Origin of the sequence: Streptomyces sp. NPDC091280, assembly GCF_044768565.1 — a bacterium.
Lineage (GTDB): Bacteria > Actinomycetota > Actinomycetes > Streptomycetales > Streptomycetaceae > Streptomyces.
The window spans coordinates 617545-636482 of sequence record NZ_JBIVUZ010000002.1; the positions used below are offsets into that span (position 1 = coordinate 617545).

At 68.7% G+C, this 18938-nt stretch carries 13 protein-coding genes and 1 pseudogene; 7 read left to right on the forward strand and 7 right to left on the reverse strand.

Annotated features, from left to right (window positions below; translation table 11 throughout):
* Positions 1-1401: 1401 nt before the first annotated feature.
* From ACIQPR_RS09345 to ACIQPR_RS09355, 3 genes are all read right to left on the reverse strand, one after another.
* The gene (locus ACIQPR_RS09345) at positions 1402-2424 is read right to left on the reverse strand and encodes a LacI family DNA-binding transcriptional regulator (RefSeq protein WP_403644354.1); all 1023 of its coding nucleotides are present in this window, start codon (positions 2422-2424) and stop codon (positions 1402-1404) included.
* A gap of 739 nt (positions 2425-3163) precedes the next feature.
* Positions 3164-3907, reverse strand: a complete 744-nt coding sequence (locus ACIQPR_RS09350; protein ID WP_403644357.1) for an MgtC/SapB family protein — start codon at positions 3905-3907, stop codon at positions 3164-3166.
* A 395-nt stretch (positions 3908-4302) separates the two neighbouring features.
* Positions 4303-6534 (reverse strand): alpha-galactosidase, encoded by a 2232-nt coding sequence (locus ACIQPR_RS09355; protein WP_403644359.1) that lies wholly within the window; start codon positions 6532-6534, stop codon positions 4303-4305.
* Positions 6535-6684: 150 nt separating this feature from the next.
* Here ACIQPR_RS09355 and ACIQPR_RS09360 point away from each other — a divergent pair, with 150 nt between their 5' ends.
* On the forward strand, positions 6685-7818 hold the full coding sequence (locus tag ACIQPR_RS09360) for an ROK family protein (RefSeq protein WP_403644362.1): 1134 nt from the start codon (positions 6685-6687) through the stop codon (positions 7816-7818).
* Between the two features lie 212 nt (positions 7819-8030).
* On the opposite strand, the gene ACIQPR_RS09365 is transcribed toward ACIQPR_RS09360, so the two are convergent.
* The 3 genes from ACIQPR_RS09365 to ACIQPR_RS09375 form a co-directional block, all read right to left on the reverse strand.
* Positions 8031-9581, reverse strand: coding sequence for a sodium:solute symporter (locus ACIQPR_RS09365; RefSeq protein WP_403644365.1), 1551 nt, complete (start codon positions 9579-9581; stop codon positions 8031-8033).
* Positions 9578-9871 (reverse strand): hypothetical protein, encoded by a 294-nt coding sequence (locus tag ACIQPR_RS09370; protein WP_403644368.1) that lies wholly within the window; start codon positions 9869-9871, stop codon positions 9578-9580. Before ACIQPR_RS09370 ends, ACIQPR_RS09365 begins: the two co-directional genes overlap by 4 nt.
* Before the next feature lie 171 nt (positions 9872-10042).
* Complete coding sequence (locus ACIQPR_RS09375; RefSeq protein WP_403644370.1) at positions 10043-10849, reverse strand: GntR family transcriptional regulator; 807 nt, start codon at positions 10847-10849, stop codon at positions 10043-10045.
* 177 nt (positions 10850-11026) lie between these two features.
* On the opposite strand from ACIQPR_RS09375, the gene ACIQPR_RS09380 reads away from it, so the two are divergent.
* The 6 genes from ACIQPR_RS09380 (at position 11027) to ACIQPR_RS09405 (ending at position 17964) form a co-directional block, all read left to right on the forward strand.
* Positions 11027-12448: an amidase family protein gene (locus tag ACIQPR_RS09380; RefSeq protein WP_403644373.1), complete on the forward strand. Its 1422-nt coding sequence runs from the start codon at positions 11027-11029 to the stop codon at positions 12446-12448.
* Positions 12449-12483: 35 nt separating this feature from the next.
* Positions 12484-13386, forward strand: coding sequence for a phosphotransferase family protein (locus tag ACIQPR_RS09385; RefSeq protein WP_403644375.1), 903 nt, complete (start codon positions 12484-12486; stop codon positions 13384-13386).
* 11 nt (positions 13387-13397) lie between these two features.
* Positions 13398-14375 carry a phosphotransferase gene (locus tag ACIQPR_RS09390; RefSeq protein ID WP_403644378.1) on the forward strand — a complete coding sequence of 326 codons (978 nt, stop codon included), beginning with the start codon at positions 13398-13400 and terminating at the stop codon, positions 14373-14375.
* Between the two features lie 73 nt (positions 14376-14448).
* Positions 14449-15798, forward strand: a complete 1350-nt coding sequence (locus ACIQPR_RS09395; RefSeq protein WP_403644380.1) for an aspartate aminotransferase family protein — start codon at positions 14449-14451, stop codon at positions 15796-15798.
* Positions 15795-16460 carry an HAD family hydrolase gene (locus ACIQPR_RS09400; protein WP_403644383.1) on the forward strand — a complete coding sequence of 222 codons (666 nt, stop codon included), beginning with the start codon at positions 15795-15797 and terminating at the stop codon, positions 16458-16460. The genes ACIQPR_RS09395 and ACIQPR_RS09400 overlap by 4 nt, the downstream gene beginning before the upstream one ends.
* A 721-nt stretch (positions 16461-17181) precedes the next feature.
* The gene (locus ACIQPR_RS09405) at positions 17182-17964 is read left to right on the forward strand and encodes an ABC transporter substrate-binding protein (protein ID WP_403644386.1); all 783 of its coding nucleotides are present in this window, start codon (positions 17182-17184) and stop codon (positions 17962-17964) included.
* On the opposite strand, the pseudogene ACIQPR_RS09410 reads toward ACIQPR_RS09405, so the two are convergent.
* A pseudogene (locus ACIQPR_RS09410) lies at positions 17959-18717 on the reverse strand (ABC transporter substrate-binding protein); the annotation flags it as partial. The gene ACIQPR_RS09405 and the pseudogene ACIQPR_RS09410 overlap by 6 nt on opposite strands.
* Positions 18718-18938 lie beyond the last annotated feature (221 nt).

The window sequence follows — 18938 nt, forward strand, 5'->3', positions numbered from 1 at the left end:
AAATTAACAGGACGGCTTCCCGCTGACAAGGCCCTGGTGCATACGATGCACCTTATTGTCATCAGATGCCCTTATCTTGAGGCGCGATCGGCATGCCCTCAGATCGGGAGCGTTCCCGGCGCGTGTGTTGCTGGAAATCCCTTGTTCATCAATTTTTCCCGTTCGTTCAGGGCCGGATCGCTTCGTGCATGCCCCCGGGGCCGTTCGCGCGCGCACGTAGGTTCCTGGTCGCCACGGTGCCGGGCGCAGCAGCAGGTCCCGCATGGCAGGTGTCTGCGCATTACGGACATCCGCGTCGGCATCCTGGTCTCCCTGAAAGTGCCGGTGTCCCTCGCCGCGGTTGCCGGCGGCCAGAGCGTCCCCGGCACCCGTCTCACGCGCGTGGGCGGCCCGGGTCGTCTCCTGTATCGGCTTCGGCGGGGTCGGCCCGGCCTTGCACGACGGCTTCACCGTCAGAGCCAGCCGGCAGCGGTCTTGCGGTGTGCTACTTCTGGCTGGCTCTGTGGCCGGAGCCTGCATGGAGATCGTGGCGCTCGTCGGCGGCCAGGCGCTGATCACGGGGGCCATGTTCCGCGTCCCTTGGGGTGATGGGCCAAAGGACGCCGGGCGCACATGGGAGTCTCCGCAGCCACCGGAGACGAAGGCGCTCTCACGAGGTTCACACTCGAGGCCGTCACCGCAGGCACGAGCGGATCTCAGGCCAGGGTGCTGGTGTCGCAGGGCGGGCGGCCGGTCCGAGTGCGCACTTCGGCCGGTCGGCATACGAAACGGCGAGAGAGCGCGTGCGAGCGTGCTGTGAGGACCGCCGCGGCTTTCAGCAGGGACACAGCCAGACCGGAGGTGACCGTCCGGCGGATAGGTCTGGATCCTCATGCCCTGTTCAGGCGGTGGCATCCGACGGGGATCGACGGCTGCGGGCCTGCCGGCACCTGCGCTGCGGACCTGGACGGCGGACGCCGCTCATCGTGCGCGAAATGCCCGCCATCAGACAACAACACGATGACGAACGCGGCCTGGCATCGCGGAGACGTCTGCAGGGACTTCCGTGGGTACTACCGCGTCAAGATCTTTTGGCACCAGGCCCGAACCCGGTGCACGACAGTTCACTCGAGTCCCTGACGGCCGCTTCTCGCTGGCTGTGCGTGTGCGTAGGCGACTTACAGGCTCTCCGGTCGAACGGCCGTCGGAGCCAAGAGAACTCGGAACTCGGGTGTTGACGAGGGTCCGTACAACCGCACAGATCAGCGGAGCATGGGCATGCTCAGGCCAGCGGCCTCGGCGTATCGCGTGACGGATCCGGGAAGGGGCGTGATGCGCAGCGCCTCCCCCGTCGTCGTCGCGCGGAGCACGCCCGCCTGGATCTCGGGGGGCGGAGAGCGGCGAAGAGGGCACGCCGGGGTCTCATGGCCTCTGGCCCCGGGATGCCGTCCTGCCTTCTACGAAGCTGCCCCTGAGCTCTACCAGGCGATCCTGGTGGGTCTTTCCTTCGAGCCGGTCGAGCAGCAGATCAATCGAGGTTCTGCCGAGTTCTTCCACCGGCTGCCGGAAGGTGGTGATACCCAGATAGGGAGCGGCCAGCGGCCCGAATCCGTCAAATCCAGTGACAGCAAAGTCCTCCGGGGCGGACTTGCCCCGCTGGCGCAGCACTTCAAGGACGGCCATCACGGCCTCGTCCGTCGGGCACATGATGGCCGTGACGTCGGTATCGTCGATCCGGGGTGCCACGACGGCTGCTGCCCCTCTGTCGTTTCCGGCCTCCCAGACCACGGCCTGTTTCCCCGCAGCCCGTACACGCTCGATCATGGCAATGCCGCGGGCGTGCTGGCTCAGCGAGTACTGCTGGTCCACCAGGATGATCGCGATGCGTTCGTGGCCGAGTCCCAGCAGGTGGTCCGCCAGCGTCCGGCCGCCGTCGGCGTTGTCGCAGAAGACGCTCGTGACACCTCGGCTGGTTTCGCGTCGGCACGCCACCACAGTGGGAACACGGTCGATGTAAGGGACGATCTGCTCCGACGGCAGACGGGGTGACGCTACGACGAGACCGTCGATCTGCAGGGAGACCAGATGTCTCAGTGCCCGCAGCGGGTCAGCGACCCCGAGGTCGTCGCCGGCACTCGTTGCGGTCACCGTCTGATAGCCGCGCTCCTCCGCCGCGAGTTGCATGGCCACCTGCAGCCACGCGTAGTACGGGCGAGTTATGTCGCGCACCAGAACACCGACCGTCTTGGTACGCGAGCTGACCAGTCCTCTGGCCATAGCGTTGGCGACGTATCCGAGCTTGGATGCCGCGCGCTCGACCTTCTCCCGGGTCTCTGGGCTGACTTCTCCTTGCCCCGACAGTGCACGGGACACAGCTGACTTGGAAACCCCCGCCTCAGCAGCGATGTCCAAAATCGTCGGTGCCTTGCCGCGGGCCCTCGCCATCCGTCCCTACCTCAACCACGTGGATATGGTGCTGTCAATACGCTACCCGGGAACGTTCCCTTCCGGTAACTATAACTGTTCGCGGCCCCATCGCTCAGGGAACGGGGGTCACCGCCGCAGCAGGTGGCCGAAACGTGCCTGATCAGACCTTAGAGCAGGCCAGAGCTGCTGTGGTCCGCACACGGGACACTTTCGCCGGGAGCGGCACGAATGAATCCTCTCGCAGGTCGCTGCGAAAGTGCTGACGGTGACGTCGCCGACCGCGTGCAGGGCCCTACCGCCGGTCGCCTTGTCGAGCCGGGCGTCCAGGCGGGCCGCTGTTTCGGGCAGGACATCCCCGTTTGGAGGTGTGACGGGAAGTTTCGGCTGAGTGCGCTTCCTGTGGCAGCGTTTGCCGGCGCCGATGAGACCAGCCGGGCAAGGCTGGTGTGCCATACCGGGGAGCGGGAGCGGCGATGACACGGGGCTGCGCACGCGCAGGCCGGACCGGGGCTACGCCATTCCTGGCCGTCGTTCATCGCGCCGGCAGAAGGTCAATCCTGTTCGTCCACGTGCAACACCCTGCACGTGCTGTCGTCGTCTCGCTGTGGGGCGACATGAGTGGCGCGATGTCCGGGCGTTCCTGATCTGTCTGTATGGCTGCCGGTGGGTGCTCGGAGCATTCACGACGTCTGCCGCCATCGGTGGGCGCCGGTTCCGGGTGGTTCCTGCCGTAACCGTGTGCGCGCCGTCGGCCCTTTCAGTCGTCGGTCTCGGCGGGCCACCACCTGCTGGAGGTCACCTTCGGGTCCAGGCTGATCCTCTGAACGGCTACTTCCAGACCTGCCGTGTCACCGGCGTGCTGCGCGGACACACCCGCCATGACCTTCGTCTGCGAATTCTTTCCGGGCCGTATGTCGAGGGAGCGCAGTGTGTACTCCGGTCGGTCGACTGCCTGCAGAACCAGAGCTCTGATGCGGGGTTCGCTCTTGTCGGACGTGGCGACCTCAAGGATGAAATCGGTCGGCACGTCCGCGTCGTCCGCCTGCTGCAGTGGCTCCCCGGCCTGGCGCTGGCGGCCGTTGACGAACCGGCTGAGCGGACGCAGCAGCGTGTTGGTCGCGATGATCGCCGTGCATCCGATGAGCGCCATGACCTCCATGCCGGCCCCGGCGAGGGAGCCGATCGCCGCGGCGCACCACAGGGTCGCGGCCGTGGTCAGTCCTCGGATGTTGATCCCGTCCCGCAGGATCACGCCGGCTCCGAGGAAACCGATGCCGGACACGACCTGGGCCGCCACACGTGTGGGGTCTGCGCCTGGGTTCTCGCCGAGCCCGACGGCCCCCATGAAGACGAACAGGCACGCGCCGACGGAGACCAGGGCGTTGGTACGGATGCCCGCGGTGCGCAGACGCCACTGCCGTTCCATGCCGATCGCCGCGCCCAGCACTATGGCCACGAAGATCCTGAACGAGAGCCCAAGGATGAGGCCCGGGTCGGTCACGGATGGTCCTTTCCTAACTGATCACTGCGTCGGCGCACCGTCGTGCCGGGTACGTTCCCGGCGGCACGGATTTTCCGTACGAGCACGAGAGTCCGGAACGGCCAGGGCTTGGATGCACCTCGGCGGCGAAGAAGGGGGAGGGCCGCTGGTAGCGCGTGGGTCGGGCCGGAGCGCGGCCGGGCGAGAACGCTCGGCCCGGTTTCGCGCCCGATGATGCCGTGCCGTGGCATGCCTCTGCCGTGGCGGCGACGCAGGTGCCGGCCTCCCGGTGACTCACGCCCCGACGACTCCGGAACGGTCCTGGGCCCTGGACGGTCGCCGTTGCCGACAGGCTGACCGGGCCGCGCATCACCATGGTGATGCGCGCAAGGACGGGGGCTCTGGTCTGGTGGCCATCACGCTTCGCGATGGTCTGCGTGCAGGTCGGAGTCCTGTAGACGCCGGACGTGGATGAGTGCTGACTGCTCCGGGTTGAGCGCCGGTCCCTGGATCCCGACTCGGCTGATGACCGTGCCGGGAAGTGTCAGGCCATGCTGCCACCAGGCCAGGCCGTCGTCGCCGGTGCGCCCTCCCAGGGTGTCGCCCGGCGCCAGGGGCGTCACCTCGTAGCGCGTCGCGGGGTCCAGCCCGGGCAGGCGGACCCGGCCAGGCGCGGCCGTCATTGCCGTGCGCAGTGCGACGACTGCGTAGATTGCTTCGCCACCGTCCTTCGCGACGACGCCGCGCACACGGTAGGCCGGGTCGGGCTGGTCGCTCTGGACGACCCGGCCGGTGTGCAGCAGCGGACGGTGTCGTTTGTGTGCCGTGATCCACTCCGCCAGGTGCTGCCGTTCGGCTGGCGCTGCCGAGGTCAGGTCCCACTCGACGCCCATGTGGGAGAAGAAGGCGTTCGCGGCCCGGAAGTCGAGGCTGTGTGAGCGGCCGGTGGTGTGGCTCAGAGGGGAAGCAACGTGCGATCCGACCATTTCCGGCGGCAGCAGCAGCGCGGTGCCTTCCTCGATGAGCTGGCGCTCCAGCGGGTCGATGCAGTCGGAGGCCCAGACCCGGTCGGCGTGCTGCATCATCCCGAGGTCGATGCGCCCACCGCCGCTGGCACAGGACTCGATCTCCAGGCCGGGGTGCAGCTCCCGCAGTTCGTCGACGAGCTGGTAGACCGCCAGCGTCTGCTGGTGGACCGATGCGCGCCGGGTCCTGCGATCACCGGCCTCGATCAGGGGACGATTGTGATCCCATTTGACGTAGTCGATCGGGTACTCGGTGAGAAGCGCGTGCATACGGTCGCGGATCCACTGGTAGCACTCTGGGATGGCGAGGTTGAGGACTTGCTGGTGGCGGCGCGGGAGCGGCAGGCGTTCACCCGGGCCCATGATCCACTCGGGGTGGGCCCGTGCCAGGTCGGAGTCCTCGTTGATCATCTCGGGTTCGAACCACAGGCCGAACTGCATGCCCAGGGCCTGGACGCGGTCGATGAGGGGGGTCAGTCCGTGGGGCCAGACGTCCTCGTCGACGAACCAGTCGCCGAGCCCTGCCGTGTCGTTGCGGCGGTGGCGGAACCAGCCGTCGTCGAGCACAAAGCGCTCGACGCCCACGTCGGCCGCGATGGCAGCCAGCTCGGTCAGACGCGTCAGGGAATGGTCGAAGTAGACGGCCTCCCATACGTTGAGGGTGACGGGCCGCGGACTCTTCGGATGCTGTGGGCGTGAGCGGAGGAAGTCGTGGAAGCGGCCCGCCATCTCGTCCGTCCCGATGCCGTACGAGGCATACAGCCACGGCGATGTGTAGTCCTCGCCGTGGGCCAGGCGCACCTCGCCGGGCAGCAGCAGTTCACCCGCCGCGAGCAGCGCGGCACCCGTGGAGTTGCGTTCCGCGAGCATGCGGGAGTGGCCGGACCAGCCGAGGTGGATCGCGTAGACCTCGCCGGCCCGGTGACCGAAGCCGGCTGTGCCTGCTGCGAGGACCGTGCTGGCGTCATGTCCGGCGGCGCGACGCGACTCGCGAAGGTGGGTGCCGTGCGTGAACGGCGATCGCTGCTGGGCGCGCTCGCGGGCCCAGCGTCCGGCCAGGTCAAGCAGCTCGGTCGCCACTTCCGGAACCGGCAGCGCCAGGTCGACGCCGAGCACGTCGTATACGCCGTTCCCGGTGTTCGTGACGGATGCCCGCAGGCGTAGCAGGCCGGAATGGGCCATCTCGATCTCCAGGGCGAGGCCGAGGGCACTGACGGCGTCCCGCGCCTCGATCAGTACGCGGTGGGCGATCACGGCGTCGCTCTGGAGCGTTGTCACCTGGACGGCCGTCGTGACGAAGCGTGTGGAGAAGTCCGCGCCATCGCGGTGGCCGGAGACTCCCGGGGTGCCGACCCACCCACTGCTCGGCTCAGGAAGGAGGGAGACGACGTAGTCCCCCTGTACCGGGGCCAGCACGTCGGGTATCACGCTCGCCTGCCGGAGTTGCTCTATGTCCGCGTCGGTGAGAGTGCCCAGGTCGGCGCCCCAGTGCAGCACGCTGGGCAGCACGTCGCGGGAGGTGTCCAGCACCAGCTGGACACCTCCGGCACGCAGGTCTATGTGACCGGGGCGGCGGGGGGCGCCTGCTGGCCGTGCCGCGTCGTGGACCTCAAGGCGCTGCAAGGGTCACTCCTCTTCCTTCGTGTTCCGGCGTTCGAAGCTGGAATTATCTCTACTCCAGAACATAATCGAGGTCAAGCATCGCGCGGCGCCCCGTCTGGCATGATGGGTCCAGGGTGAATATGTGCCTCTGCAACGCGAAATGAGAGAAGCATGACCTGGCTGCCGGCAGACACCCTGGCTGACGTCTCCTCGCGCGCCGTGGCCCTTGAGGTCCTTCTGCGCGGACCGCTCTCGCGGGCGGAGCTCGCACGCCGGGTGGGTCTGTCCTCGGGCAGTCTTTCGCGCCTCACCAGACCGATGCTGGCCTCGGGCTTCCTCGTCGAAGCATCGCCGGAGCCCGCGGCCGGACGAGGACGGCCCAGCCAGCCGCTGGACGTCGCGCCTTCAGCGCACCGCGTTGTCGGCGTGAAGATCACTGAAGACGCGGTGTACGCCGTCCTGACAACCCTGCGTGCTGAGGAAGTCGCACGCTCGAGCGCACCCTTGCCATCACACGACGTGGAGGCTGTCGTGTCGGCAGTGGTCGACACGGTGCACCGACTCGCCGATGGCAGCGCGCTCAACGGCGTGGGTGTCGCGCTGGGCGGCCGCATCCTCGACCGACGGGTGCTCGCGGTGTCGCCCTACCTGGGATGGAAGCAGGTGCCGCTCGCCGACCTACTCAAGGCCCGGCTCGGGGTGCCGGTCATCCTGGAGAACGACGTCGTGGCACTGACCCGTGCTGAGCAGTGGTACGGGGCGGGACGCACGGTGGACACGTTCGCAGTGGTGACCATCGGGGCCAGCGTGGGACATGGCCTCGTTGCCAGCGGTGCAGTGGTGCTCAGCACGGACATGGGACGCAGCATGGTCGGCCACATCACCGTCGATCCCGTCGGCCCGATGTGTCCTCAGGGCCACCGTGGATGCGCAGAGGCCATGCTCACCGTCAGCGCGATCACCTCCCAGGCATCAATGGGTCTGCGCCGGCCGGTCTCGTACGCGGAGGTGCTCCAACTGGCCGCGGCAGACGATCCCGTCGCCGGTGAGGTGGTACGAAGCTCCGGCCGGGCCCTCGGAGTCTTTCTCAGCACGGTGGCCAGCGTGACGTTCAGCGACACCCTTGTTCTCGCGGGCGAGGGCGTCGGTCTGCTCGACACGGCGCGTCGGGAGGTCGAGCAGGGAATGGCACGGATGCGGCCCGACGGGGCGGCCCCAGTCGAGCTGCTCAGCCGCGACCCGGGGTTCTCCGCATGGGCCCGGGGCGCTGCAGCCGTCGCCGCCCAGGAGTACGTACTCGGCTGACTTTGTCGGGCGTCTGATTTCTCCGCGCCGGTCAGCGTCCTCTACGACCCGCACTCGCGGAAGGTCTGCAACCGCAGACGCGCTGGCGGGCGAGCGGCACGTCCAGACCGTGCTCGCTCACCCGCCGGCGCGTCAACATGGTGTGGGCCTTGAGTCCTGGCCAACGGTGTTGCCGGGCAACACCACGTGACGACAGCTGCCCGATAACAGCGTCAAGCAGCAGGGTCCGCCTCGGGTACGAGGGCAGGAGCGCTGGGCTGTGTCTGGCCGGTCTGCGGTACGGCTCGCTTGGCGGCCTGGAACAGCTGGGCCACGCGGTCGCGTTCCTGCGCGGTCTGGCCGGTGATCGCGGAGACGATGAGGAAGACGGCGAGGTTGACGGCGAAGCCGATGATGCCGCCGGTGATGCTGCCCAGGACGCGGATGTCGTCGGGGTAGATCATCGTCAGGATCCCGGCGACGGCGAAGCCGGACACCATGCCGGAGATGGCGCCGTACTTGTTGCCCCAGCGCCAGAAGATGCCCAGGAACAGCGGCACGCCGAGCTGGACGATGCCCTGGTAGGAGATCTGGGCCAGGAGCTGGAGCCGGCTCATGTGGAAGGTGAGGTAGGCGACCACGGCGGCCAGGGCCATGAAGGCGATCATGCTGGTCTTGGCGATCGTGGTCAGCTGGGTGTCGGTGAACTTGCGCTTGCCGCTGTTGATGATGTCGTTGGCGATCTGCAGGCCGCACACCTGGACCGCGCCGTCGATGTGGCCCATGGAGGCGGCGAAGACGATGACGACGGCAAGGCCCAGCATCCAGGTGCCGCCGAACTGACCCAGCAGGGTGAACCAGCCGTTCTGCGGGTCCTTGGCCACTTCGGGGATCTGGGTGGCGGCGATGCCGACGAGCATGAGCAGGGTGTAGAAGGCGCCGGAGATGAGGATCGTGCGGACGGTGCCGGCCTTCACGGAGCGGACGCTGGCGGCGGTGTAGATGCGCTGGAAGCTGGTCGGCCAGCACAGCGAGCCGACGACGCCGGTGAAGATGAGGCTGGCGATGTACCAGGGCCCATACGTGCCGCCGTCGCCCGGGAGTGTCAGGACGCTCTCTCCGACCCGTGAGAGGTCGGCGAAGCTGATCGGGGAGCCGCCTGCGCCGGTCAGCATGATCACGCAGACGAGGACGGAGACGACGTAGGCGACGACGCCCTGGAACATGTCGGTCATGATCAGGCCGCGCATGCCCATCTTGACGGTCCAGAACTGGCGGATGACGATGACCGCCAGGCCGATGACCAGGCAAGCGGTCAGCGACCAGGCGCCGTTGCTGGCGATCTCGAAGAGGCTGGCCAGGGCCTGCATGCCCAGGACGACCCAGGGGAAGAGCGAGACGACGCCGATGACGCTGGCGATGAACTTCACGGCCGGGGACTTGTAGCGCATGCCGAGCAGGTCCGGCTGGGTGCGCAGGTTGTACTTGGCGCCCCACCGCCAGGCGCGGGTGGCCATGAGGTACATGACGGTCACGCCGAGGATGGAGTAGGCCAGCCCGTACAGGCCGAAGACACCGGCCCCGGCGGCCAGGCCGAAGAACGCGATGAACGTGGCGCCCGGCCACCAGGAGTTGACGTAGGACATGGCCACGTACCAGGGGCCGTAGCTGCGGCCGCCCACCGCGTACTCGTTGAACGTGGGCTTCGCACCCTGCTGGGTGGCGTAGAGGATGCCGATGACGATGCCGTAGAACACCGTCAGCATGGCGAGCGTAGTGATCATGCGATGCTCTCCTCGGTGGCGCCGACGGCGGCGGCTGCGGGGATGATCTCCTCGTCGAGTTCACCGCGGATGTGCTCCACGGCGTACTTGGCCCACAGCGCCAGGCCGGTGATCGCGGAGCCGGCGATCCAGTAGAAGATGCTGAAGGGGATGCCCAGCACGGTGGTGCGCACGCCGCTGGCGGCCAGGTACAGGGGCGGGCACAGGGTCATCAGCAGGGTGATGGCGTAGACGAGGCCGAAGGCCGTCTGGATGGCTGCCGGCGGCAGGCCTTTGATGAGGGTTTTCACGGTCCACCTCGCGGTTGATCTCACCTGGAGTGGCAGGGGATGCCTGTCAGGGAGTGGCGTGGGGGGCCGCCGTCGACGCCAGTCGGTTTCTCCCTGGGGGATGCCGTTCAGAGTGGGAGCAGACCATTACTGGTGGCGTGGTCGGTCTTTTACGGGCGCGTAAATGGTCCTTCAGTGGTCCCTGTTCGTGGTCTCGGTGGCTTCGGAGCGGACCCGGTGGGCGGGGTTGCTGGTCTGCACGGTCAGCCGGGTCCGGTCGGAGCGGAACAGGTCGAGGGAGTACTCCAGCGGGGCGCCTTGTGAGTCGTAGGCCCGGCGGGTCAGTTTCAGCAGCGGGTCGCCGTCCGAGCAGCCGAGCAGCTGGGCGACTGGGGGCGGGGCGGGTGCGGCCTCGATCGTCTCCTCGACCCGTCCCACGCTCGCGCCGTACTGCGTCTCGAACAGTTCGTACATCGAGTCCTGGAGGTCGCGCTCGATCAGGGCGGGGAAGCGCAGGGAGCTGACGTACATGCGCTCCAGGGACAGGCTGTCGCCGTCGGCGAAGCGCAGCCGCAGGATGGAGGCGGCCAGGTCGCCGGGGCGCAGCCTGAGGAAGGCCGCGACCTCGGGCAGGGGTGGTTCGAGTGTGGCGGCGATGACCCGGGTGCCGGAGCGGAAGCCCTGGGTCTTGAGCATTTCCGGGACGCCGCTGACCTGGTTGAGGCTGCGGTGGACCTTGCGCCGGATGCCCTGGGTCTGGACCTGTTCCGGGCCTTTCAGGCTGGTGTCCACGGCGGTGAGGAAGGCGCCGCCGGAGCGGCCCTGCACCCGGCGGACGATGCCGCGCTCTTCCAGGTCGGCCAGCACCTTGCGCACCGTGGTGCGCGACATCTGCAGCCGGGCCGCCAGCTCCCGCTCGGAGGGCAGCTTGGCCTGCGAGCGCGCGGTGAGGTCCTCGGCGAGCCGCATGACCGTCTCGTGGGCCTCTTCGTATGTCACGGTTGTTCCTCTCGTCGGCCGCTCGCGGTGGGGAGATCTTCCCGCGTCGGCGGGCTGCGGGCGACGGCCGGAGCAGACCTTTTACATCCAGGAAACGCAGACCAATCGGTACCAGTAATGGTCTGAAGTGAACCTTTTGGTGTCCCCCTGCTTCCCTCTCCGCCGGAAGGTCGATTCATGCACCGGCTCCTCTCCCAGACCGCAGCCGAGCTCCGGCAGGGGTTCGCAGACGGCAGCGTCACGCCGCTCGATGCCCTTCAGGCGGCGCTCGACCAGATCGACACCGTCAACGGCGCCCTCAACGCCGTCGTGGCCGTCGACCGGGAGCGGGCCGCGCATGCGGCTCAGGAGGCGGGGCGCCGGTGGGAGAAGGGCTCGCCGCTGTCCGTGCTGGACGGTATCCCGGTGACGGTCAAGGACAGCGTCCGGGCGGTCGGAATGCCGTGGCGGCACGGGGCCGCCCCCAACGACACCCTGCCCGACTGCCAGGCCGACTCGCCTCCGGCGGCCCGGCTGCGGGAAGCGGGTGCTGTGATCGTGGGGAAGACCACGATGCCGGACTTCGGCATGCTGGCCTCCGGGGTCAGCTCCCTGTACGGCATCGTCCGCAATCCCTGGGGTCTGGCGGCCAGCCCCGGCGGGTCGAGTTCCGGGGCGGGCGCGTCGCTGGCCGCGGGCATCGGCTGGGGGGCGGTCGGCTCCGACATCGCCGGGTCCGTGAGGCTGCCGGCCGGTCACTGCGGACTGGTGGCGCTCAAGCCGACCCAGGGCCGCATCCCGCATCTGCCCTCCAGCACCGTCCGCTCGGCCGGACCGATGGCACGGACCGTCGGCGAGCTCGCCGACCTGTACTCGGTCATCGCGCGCCCCGATGCCCGCGACGAACTGTCCCTGCCGGGCGAGGACTTCGACCCGGCCGCCGACCTGCTCGCCGCCGCCGGCGTGCGCGGGGCACGGATCGCAGTCCTGCTGGACATGGGCTACGGGCACCGGGCGTCCGACGACGTCACGGCGGTGGTGCGGCGGGCCGCGGACACGCTCGCGGCGGCGGGTGCGAGCGTGGAGACGGTGGCTCCGCCCTTCGACGAGGACCCCTACCCGGCCCTCGACACGCTGTTCCAGGTCCGCGCGCGCACCGAGTGGGAGGCCTTCGACGACGCCGGGCGCGCCCGGGTGCTGCCGGAGCTGGTCGCCTGGTCGCAGCGGGCCGACCACCTGTCGGCCACCGACCTGGAACGGGCCGCCCACCTGGTGGGCCGATCCCGCGACCGCATCACCCGGCATCTGGCCGCCTACGACCTCGTGCTGGCTCCCGTCCTGCCGGTCGTGGCGTTCCCGGCCCAGAGCGTAGGCCTCGACGTAGAGCGGCCTTTGGCCCACTGCCTCTACACCTGCTGGTTCAACCAGACCGGCCAGCCCGCCGCGGCACTGTGCTTCGGCATGGCCGAGCAGATGCCCGTCGGCGTTCAGGTCGTCGGGCCGCGCTTCGCCGACCAGCGCGTCCTGGCCGTGACGCGCTACCTGGAGGCTCACCGCGGCTTCACCCCCGACTGGCCCCTCGTCCCCCGGGACGCCGGCCGCACCAACGTGCCGGCCTGAAGCCGCCCGCCCGACGACCCCTGCGAGGAGACGCCTTGACCACGACCGTCGACCCGGAGCTGATCCGGCCCGCGCCCCCCACCATGGCCAGCCCCAGCTGGTGGGGCGCGGACTCCGACCGCCACCGCGTCCTGCCCGCCCACAGCGCCACACCGGGTGCGTTCGTGAAGGTGACGCGGCCGGCCTCGGCCGCCTACCTCCACCTGCCCACCGTGTTCGGGGCCGCCCGCGCCGCCGGAGAGGCCGGCATCGGACCCCAAGTGCTCCACACCGACCCCGCAGCGCGCACGCTGGTGCTGGAGGACTTCACCGGCCGGGCCAAGACCGCCACGCTCCACGACTTCCTCGACCACCCGCTCGTGCACCGCTACCTGGCGCTGCGCCGCACCGTGGACCGTCTCGCCGTCCCCGACCCCAGGCGCGCCACGGTGTTCGACGACATCCGCAGCCTGCGCGCGCTCACCGAACGGCAGGCCACCGTGCTGCCCGAGGATCTTCCGTGGATGCTGCGGGTCCTCGATGACGCCGAGCAGCGGATCGCAGCGACCGGATACGACACCGAGTTCTGCCACGGCGACGGCAACGTCTCCAACGTCCTGATCGACGCCGCCGGCCGGCCGTACCTGGTCGACTGGGATGTCGCCGCGGTCATGGACCCGCTGCAGGACATCGGGGCCGTCCTCGCCGAACTGGCCCCCTCCGACGACGACGCACGCGAGCTGTTCGAGTCCGCCTGGGGAAGGTGGGACGCGAAGCTCTTCGACCGGGCCCGCGTCTACGGCATCGCCGACCTCGTGCGCTGGGGCCTGGTCGGCGCCTACGTCAACAGCGTCGACCCCGGGACCTTCGAGTACTCCAAATTCTCCGACTGGCAGTTCCTGCGGGCCCGGTGGGCCCTGGCCGCCTCGCAGCTCGACGACCGATTCCGCAACCTGTGAGGGGCACGAACATGACCATCGACCAGGACACTTCCATCGCCGGCACCGAGACGCCGGACGCCATCGCGCCGGACGCGGACGCCGCCCGAACCGTGTACGACGCGGTGCGCTCGGTGCCCGGGTGGGCCGAGCGCCGGTTCACCACCAGCCCCGTCTTCGGCGGCCTGCAGAACAGCAATTGGCGGGTGCGCTTCGACGACGAGGAACAGCAGTACTTCGTCAAGCTCCCCGGGGCCGGCACGGAGACGTTCATCGACCGCGGCAACGCTCACACCGCCGGGATGCGCGCCGCGCAGGCTGGCATCAGCCCGCGGATCGCCGCGTTCTTCCCCGACAGCGGCATCGAGATCGTCGAATTCCTCGACGGTTACCGGGCCTGCACCAACGGCGACATGAAGATGTGGCACATCACCCAGGGTGTCCTGAACCTCTTCCGCGCCTTCCACAGCACCGGGCCGCTCCCGGTCACCAAAACCCTCTTCGACATGATCGACGAGCATCTGCAGCAGGTGAGCGGGCTCGGCGTCGTACTGCCGCCGACCGCTCCCGCGCTGCTGCGCGAGACGCAGGCCGCCCGGGCGGCCCTGGAAGCCTCGGGACTGGACCTCGTCCCCTGTCACAACGACCCCATGCCGGGCAACTTCCTGACCTCCCCGACCGGGCCCATGAAGCTCATCGACTTCGAGTTCGCCTCCAACAACGAACGCGCCTACGAACTCGCCCTGGTGCTCGCGGAGTTCTTCTACGACGAGCCACGCTCCATGGCCTGCATCGAAGAGTTCTACGGAGCCGCGAGGTGGGACGTCGTCTCCCGGGTCCGCGTCTGCGCCGCACTCGCCGACGTGAAGTGGGGCCTGTGGGGCTGCGTGAACCAGCAGCTCAACGACAGCTGGGACTTCGACTACTTCAAGTACGGCACCTGGAAGCTCGCCCGGGCCCGCGCCGCGATGGCCGACCCCCGCTGGCCGCAGTGGCTCGCCGCCCTCTAACCACGCCACCGGCCCCTGCCCTCGCCACCCACCCTGTGCACTGCCCGCACCCACCAGCTCTGGAAGGCCCGCGTTGACACGCTCGACGATCCTCGACGGCAACAGCTTCTCCACCACCGATGCCGATCACCTCCCGCCCGAGGACCACGCCCTGATCGCCCGCCGCCAGCGCGTCCTCGGCCCCAGCTACCGGCTCTTCTACCGCCGCCCCGTCCACCTCGTCCGCAGCGCCGGCACCCGCGTATGGGACGCCGAGGGCCGCGAATACCTCGACGCCTACAACAACGTCGCCAGCATCGGCCACGCCCACCCCGCCGTCGTCGAGGCGGTCCACCGGCAGATGGGCACCCTCAGCACCCACTCGCGCTACCTGCAGCGCGGCGTCCTCGACTACGCCGAGCAGCTCCTCGCCACCTTCCCCCAAGACCTCGACACCGTGATGTTCACCAACAGCGGGTCGGAGTCCAACGACCTCGCGCTGCGGATCGCCCGGCACGCCACCGGCGGCACCGGCGTCGTCGTCACGGCCGAGGCCTACCACGGCACCACCTCGCTGGTCGCCGACGTCTCCCCGGCGATGGGCAAGGACTACGTCCTCGGCTCCTTCACCGAACTCGCCGCCGCACCCGACGCCTACCGCCAGGGCAGCGGCCACCAGCTCGGCGCCTGGTTCGCCGCACAGATCACCGCCGCGTTCCACCGGCTGCGCGCCCGCGGCATCCGGCCTGCCGCGTTCCTCGCCGACACGATCTTCGCCTCCGACGGCGTCCTGTCCGACCCCGCCGTACTCGCGCCCGCACTGCGCGCCACCCATCAGGCCGGAGCGCTCTTCATCGCCGACGAGGTACAGCCCGGCTTCGCCCGCACCGGCTCGGCGTTCTGGGGCTTCGCCCGGCACGATGTCGTACCCGACCTGGTGACCCTCGGCAAGCCGATGGGCAACGGCATCCCGGTCTCCGCCATGGTCGGCCGCCGCGACATCGTCGGCCACTTCGGCGCGACCGTCCCCTACTTCAACACCTTCGGCGGCAGCTCCGTACCCATCGCAGCCGCCCAGGCCGTCCTCGACGTCATCCAGCAAGAGAACCTCCCCGCCCGCTCCGAAACCCTCGGCGAACTCCTGCGCGCCGGCGTCCGCAGCCTCGCCGAGCGCCACCCCGCCATCGGCGACGTCCGCGGCGCCGGTCTCTTCCTCGGCGTGGAGATCGTCTCCGACCGCCAGGCCCGCACCCCCGACAGCGTGCACGCGCTGGAGCTGGTCAACACCCTGCGCGACCTCGGCGTGCTGATCTCGGTGGCCGGCCCCCACAACAACGTCCTCAAGATCCGCCCGCAGCTCGTCTACACCGAGGCCGACATCGCCCTCCTGCTCGAACGCCTCGACGAAGCCCTCACCCTCTGCGCGGCCACGGCCACCGTGTGAACACTCTGCCCGCAGCCGTCCTGTGGGACATGGACGGCACCATCGTCGACACCGAGCCCTACTTCACCGACGCCCTCACCACACTCGTCGCATCCTGCGGCGGGACACTCAGCGACACCGACCACCACGCGCTGATCGGCGCCAACCTGTGGGACATGGCCGCCACCGCCATCAAGGCCGGCGCCCAGCGCGACGCCCACACCATCGTCACCGACGTCGTCACAGCGGTGCAGCAGCGCCTCCGACACGGCATCCCCTGGCGCCCCGGCGCACTGGAACTCCTCCAGGAGCTGCACACCGCACGCATCCCGACCGCCCTGGTCACGATGTCGTTCCGCCCCATCGCGAACGCCGTGGTGAGCGCCCTCCCCTTCGCCGCGTTCGACGCCATCGTCACCGGCGAGGACGTCGAACACGGCAAACCGGCACCCGACGCCTACCTGCGGGCAGCGGACCTCCTCAACGCCGACATCACCCGGTGCATCGTGATCGAGGACTCACCCCCAGGCGTGGCCGCCGGCGTAGCCGCGGGAGCGAGGGTCGTCGCCGTGCCCTTCTACGTGAGCCTTCCCGACAGCGACGCCTACACGAGATGGGACACCCTCGCAGGCAAAGGACTCTCCCTCCTTGCCCAGGCAGCCCTACGGCCTACGACCAGCTAGGACGGCTCACCTCGGAGCTGCACGACACCTTGATCCCTGTCCTCAGACGGGGGAGCACACCGGTCAGGATGAGGGCGATGACCGTGTCCCGTAGGCCGGGCATCTGGATGCCGTTTTCCCCGATGCCCCCGTATGCGGATCCCCCTCTCGTTCGATATCGATCAGCTGGCCTTCCCTCCTGGCCCGATGGAGCTTCGCTGAGCCCGGAACCTGTCACCCTGAGTGACAGCAAGCCGAGCGTGATGCATGAGCCAGTCGATCGCGGCCAGGGTCTTGAGGATGATCTCGTCGAAGCCCCAGGAGCGAGGACTGTGATCGAGTGTCGCCCGCTTGTGCTGGACTGACTACGGCCACGATGGCCGCGCGGACGTCGGAACTGGCCCTAGCAGGGCGTTCCCGTACAGGGGCCAGCCACCAGCAGACCAGTCAGCGATGTCGAGCCGGAGCGACCTGGCGGATACTGCAAACATGGACACCGGCACTCCCGATGAGCTGGCAGCCGCAGGCCATAGCCTGCGGGTCCGCCGCTGCCGCCGTCTGCCCGAAAGTCTCCGAGGCCTGACAGATCCCATGCACGAGGTTGTGGTGTTTCCCCTGAATGTGACCTCGTCGGCTATCCGAGCGTCGCCCTGGACCAGCCCCAGGTCGGGATGAGCCTGTACCGGCTTGGCCACGTGGGACGCGTGGCCAAGCCGACGCCGCCAGCAAGGAGGCTGGATTCATGGTGGGAAACGCACGATGTGCCCTGGCCATCGTGGCTGGATGCGGGCTCATCGCCGCACTGGGCACCGGGTGCGGTAACCGCCTGGTCGGCGGCTCCCAGAGCGGGGACACCATCACCCTTGGGGCGATCCTGTCTCTCTCGGGGACGTTTTCCACGCTCGGCCCCCCGCAGAAGACCGCCATGGAGATGGGCACCACAGCGGTCAACGCGGCGGGTGGCGTCACCGTCGGCGGCAAGAAGTACAAGGTCAAGGTCAAGGTCATCGACGACAAGTCCGATGTAGGACTGGCCGGTGTCGCTGCCTACCGGCAGCTCGCGGTCGTGGACAAGGTTCCGGCGCTGGCCATCGGCCTGGGCACCTCGAACTACCAGTCGGTGATCGAGCGCAACCCGCTGCCGGTCCTGAACATTCTGGACAGCACCTATCCCAGCATCCTGCGTTACAGCGACCAGCTGTTCCTGGTGCGGACCGCGACGCCGGGATATGCGCCGGGCTGCACCTGGTACGCCAAGAACGTCCTGAAGGCCGACCGCATCGCGATCATCGGGTCGAGTGCGAGCACCTACTCCGCGGGCCTGGAGACCTGGGTCGAGAAGAGCGCGGACTTCTACGGGGTCAAGGTGAGCGCACACACCAACTACCCGGCCGGTACGACGGACTTCTCGTCTTTCATCCAGAAGGCGATGGCCTCTCATCCGCAGGCCATCTATCTCGGCGGTGTCACCGGCGAGGTAGATGGCCTCCGGCTTGGACTTCATCGCCTTCTGGATGAAGGGTGAGAAGTCGGTTGTTCCGGCCGGGTAGTCGGCGTGCGCGCTCACCTTCAGCCCGTAGGAGGCCGCGCTCTTCTCGACCAGCGTCTCCAGGCCCGCGGAGTACGTGTCCGCACTCGCGCCGATGATCGCGATGCTCTTCTTCTTGAGGACGTTCTTGGCATACCAGGTGCAGCCCGGCGCGTACCCCGGCGACGCGGTCCGCACCAGGAACAGGTGGTCGCTGTAGCGCAGGATGCTGGGGTAGGTGCTGTCCAGGATGTTCAGGACCGGCAGCGGGTTGCGCTTGATCACCGACTGGTAGTTCGAGGTGCCCAGGCCGATGGCCAGCGCCGGGACCTTGTCCACGACCGCCAGCTGCCGGTAGGCGGCGACGCCCGCGGTTCCGGCGTCGGACTTGTCGTCGATGACCTTGACCTTGAGCTTGTACTTCTTGCCGCCGACGGAGACGCCGCCCGCGGAATTGACCGCGTCGATTCCCATCTGAATGGCCGTCTGCTCCGGGGGGCCGAGCGTGGAAAACGTCCCCGACAGGGAAAGAATTGCCCCGACGGTGACGGTGTCACCCGACTGGGAGCCGCCGGCCGGGCCGTTGCCGCACCCGGTGCTCACTGCGGCGATCAGCCCGCATCCAGCCGCGACAGCCAGTACGCGCTTTGTTCTACCAACCATGAATCCAGCCTCCTTGCTGGTGGTCGGCCTGACCCCGCGTCCCACGTGGCCAGGCCGTTGTCCCGCTGCCGCGCTGACGCTACGCATCCCGGGAACCGGTCGACAGACGGAAAATCCAGCATTTATGCCAAGTGAACATGGTGTTTCGGAGTACTCCCCAGGAGTACTCTTCCGGCCCGTAGTGCCGGGAATTCTTGAGACGTTCAAGGACCACGACACGCGACTGGCTGTTCCTGCGCTGGTGCAGCATTCGCGGAAACGTCATGAGGCACCAATCGGTGGATGGAGAGGACGAAGAACTGGTCCCG

Excerpts from the sequence above, each read along its gene's own strand:
- ACIQPR_RS09345 (WP_403644354.1), bottom strand. The coding sequence starts at position 2,424 with ATGGCGAGGGCCCGCGGCAAGGCACCGACGATTTTGGACATCGCTGCT.
- ACIQPR_RS09360 (WP_403644362.1), top strand. The coding sequence starts at position 6,685 with ATGACCTGGCTGCCGGCAGACACCCTGGCTGACGTCTCCTCGCGCGCC.
- ACIQPR_RS09365 (WP_403644365.1), bottom strand. The coding sequence starts at position 9,581 with ATGATCACTACGCTCGCCATGCTGACGGTGTTCTACGGCATCGTCATC.
- ACIQPR_RS09380 (WP_403644373.1), top strand. The coding sequence starts at position 11,027 with ATGCACCGGCTCCTCTCCCAGACCGCAGCCGAGCTCCGGCAGGGGTTC.
- ACIQPR_RS09390 (WP_403644378.1), top strand. The coding sequence starts at position 13,398 with ATGACCATCGACCAGGACACTTCCATCGCCGGCACCGAGACGCCGGAC.
- ACIQPR_RS09405 (WP_403644386.1), top strand. The coding sequence starts at position 17,182 with ATGGTGGGAAACGCACGATGTGCCCTGGCCATCGTGGCTGGATGCGGG.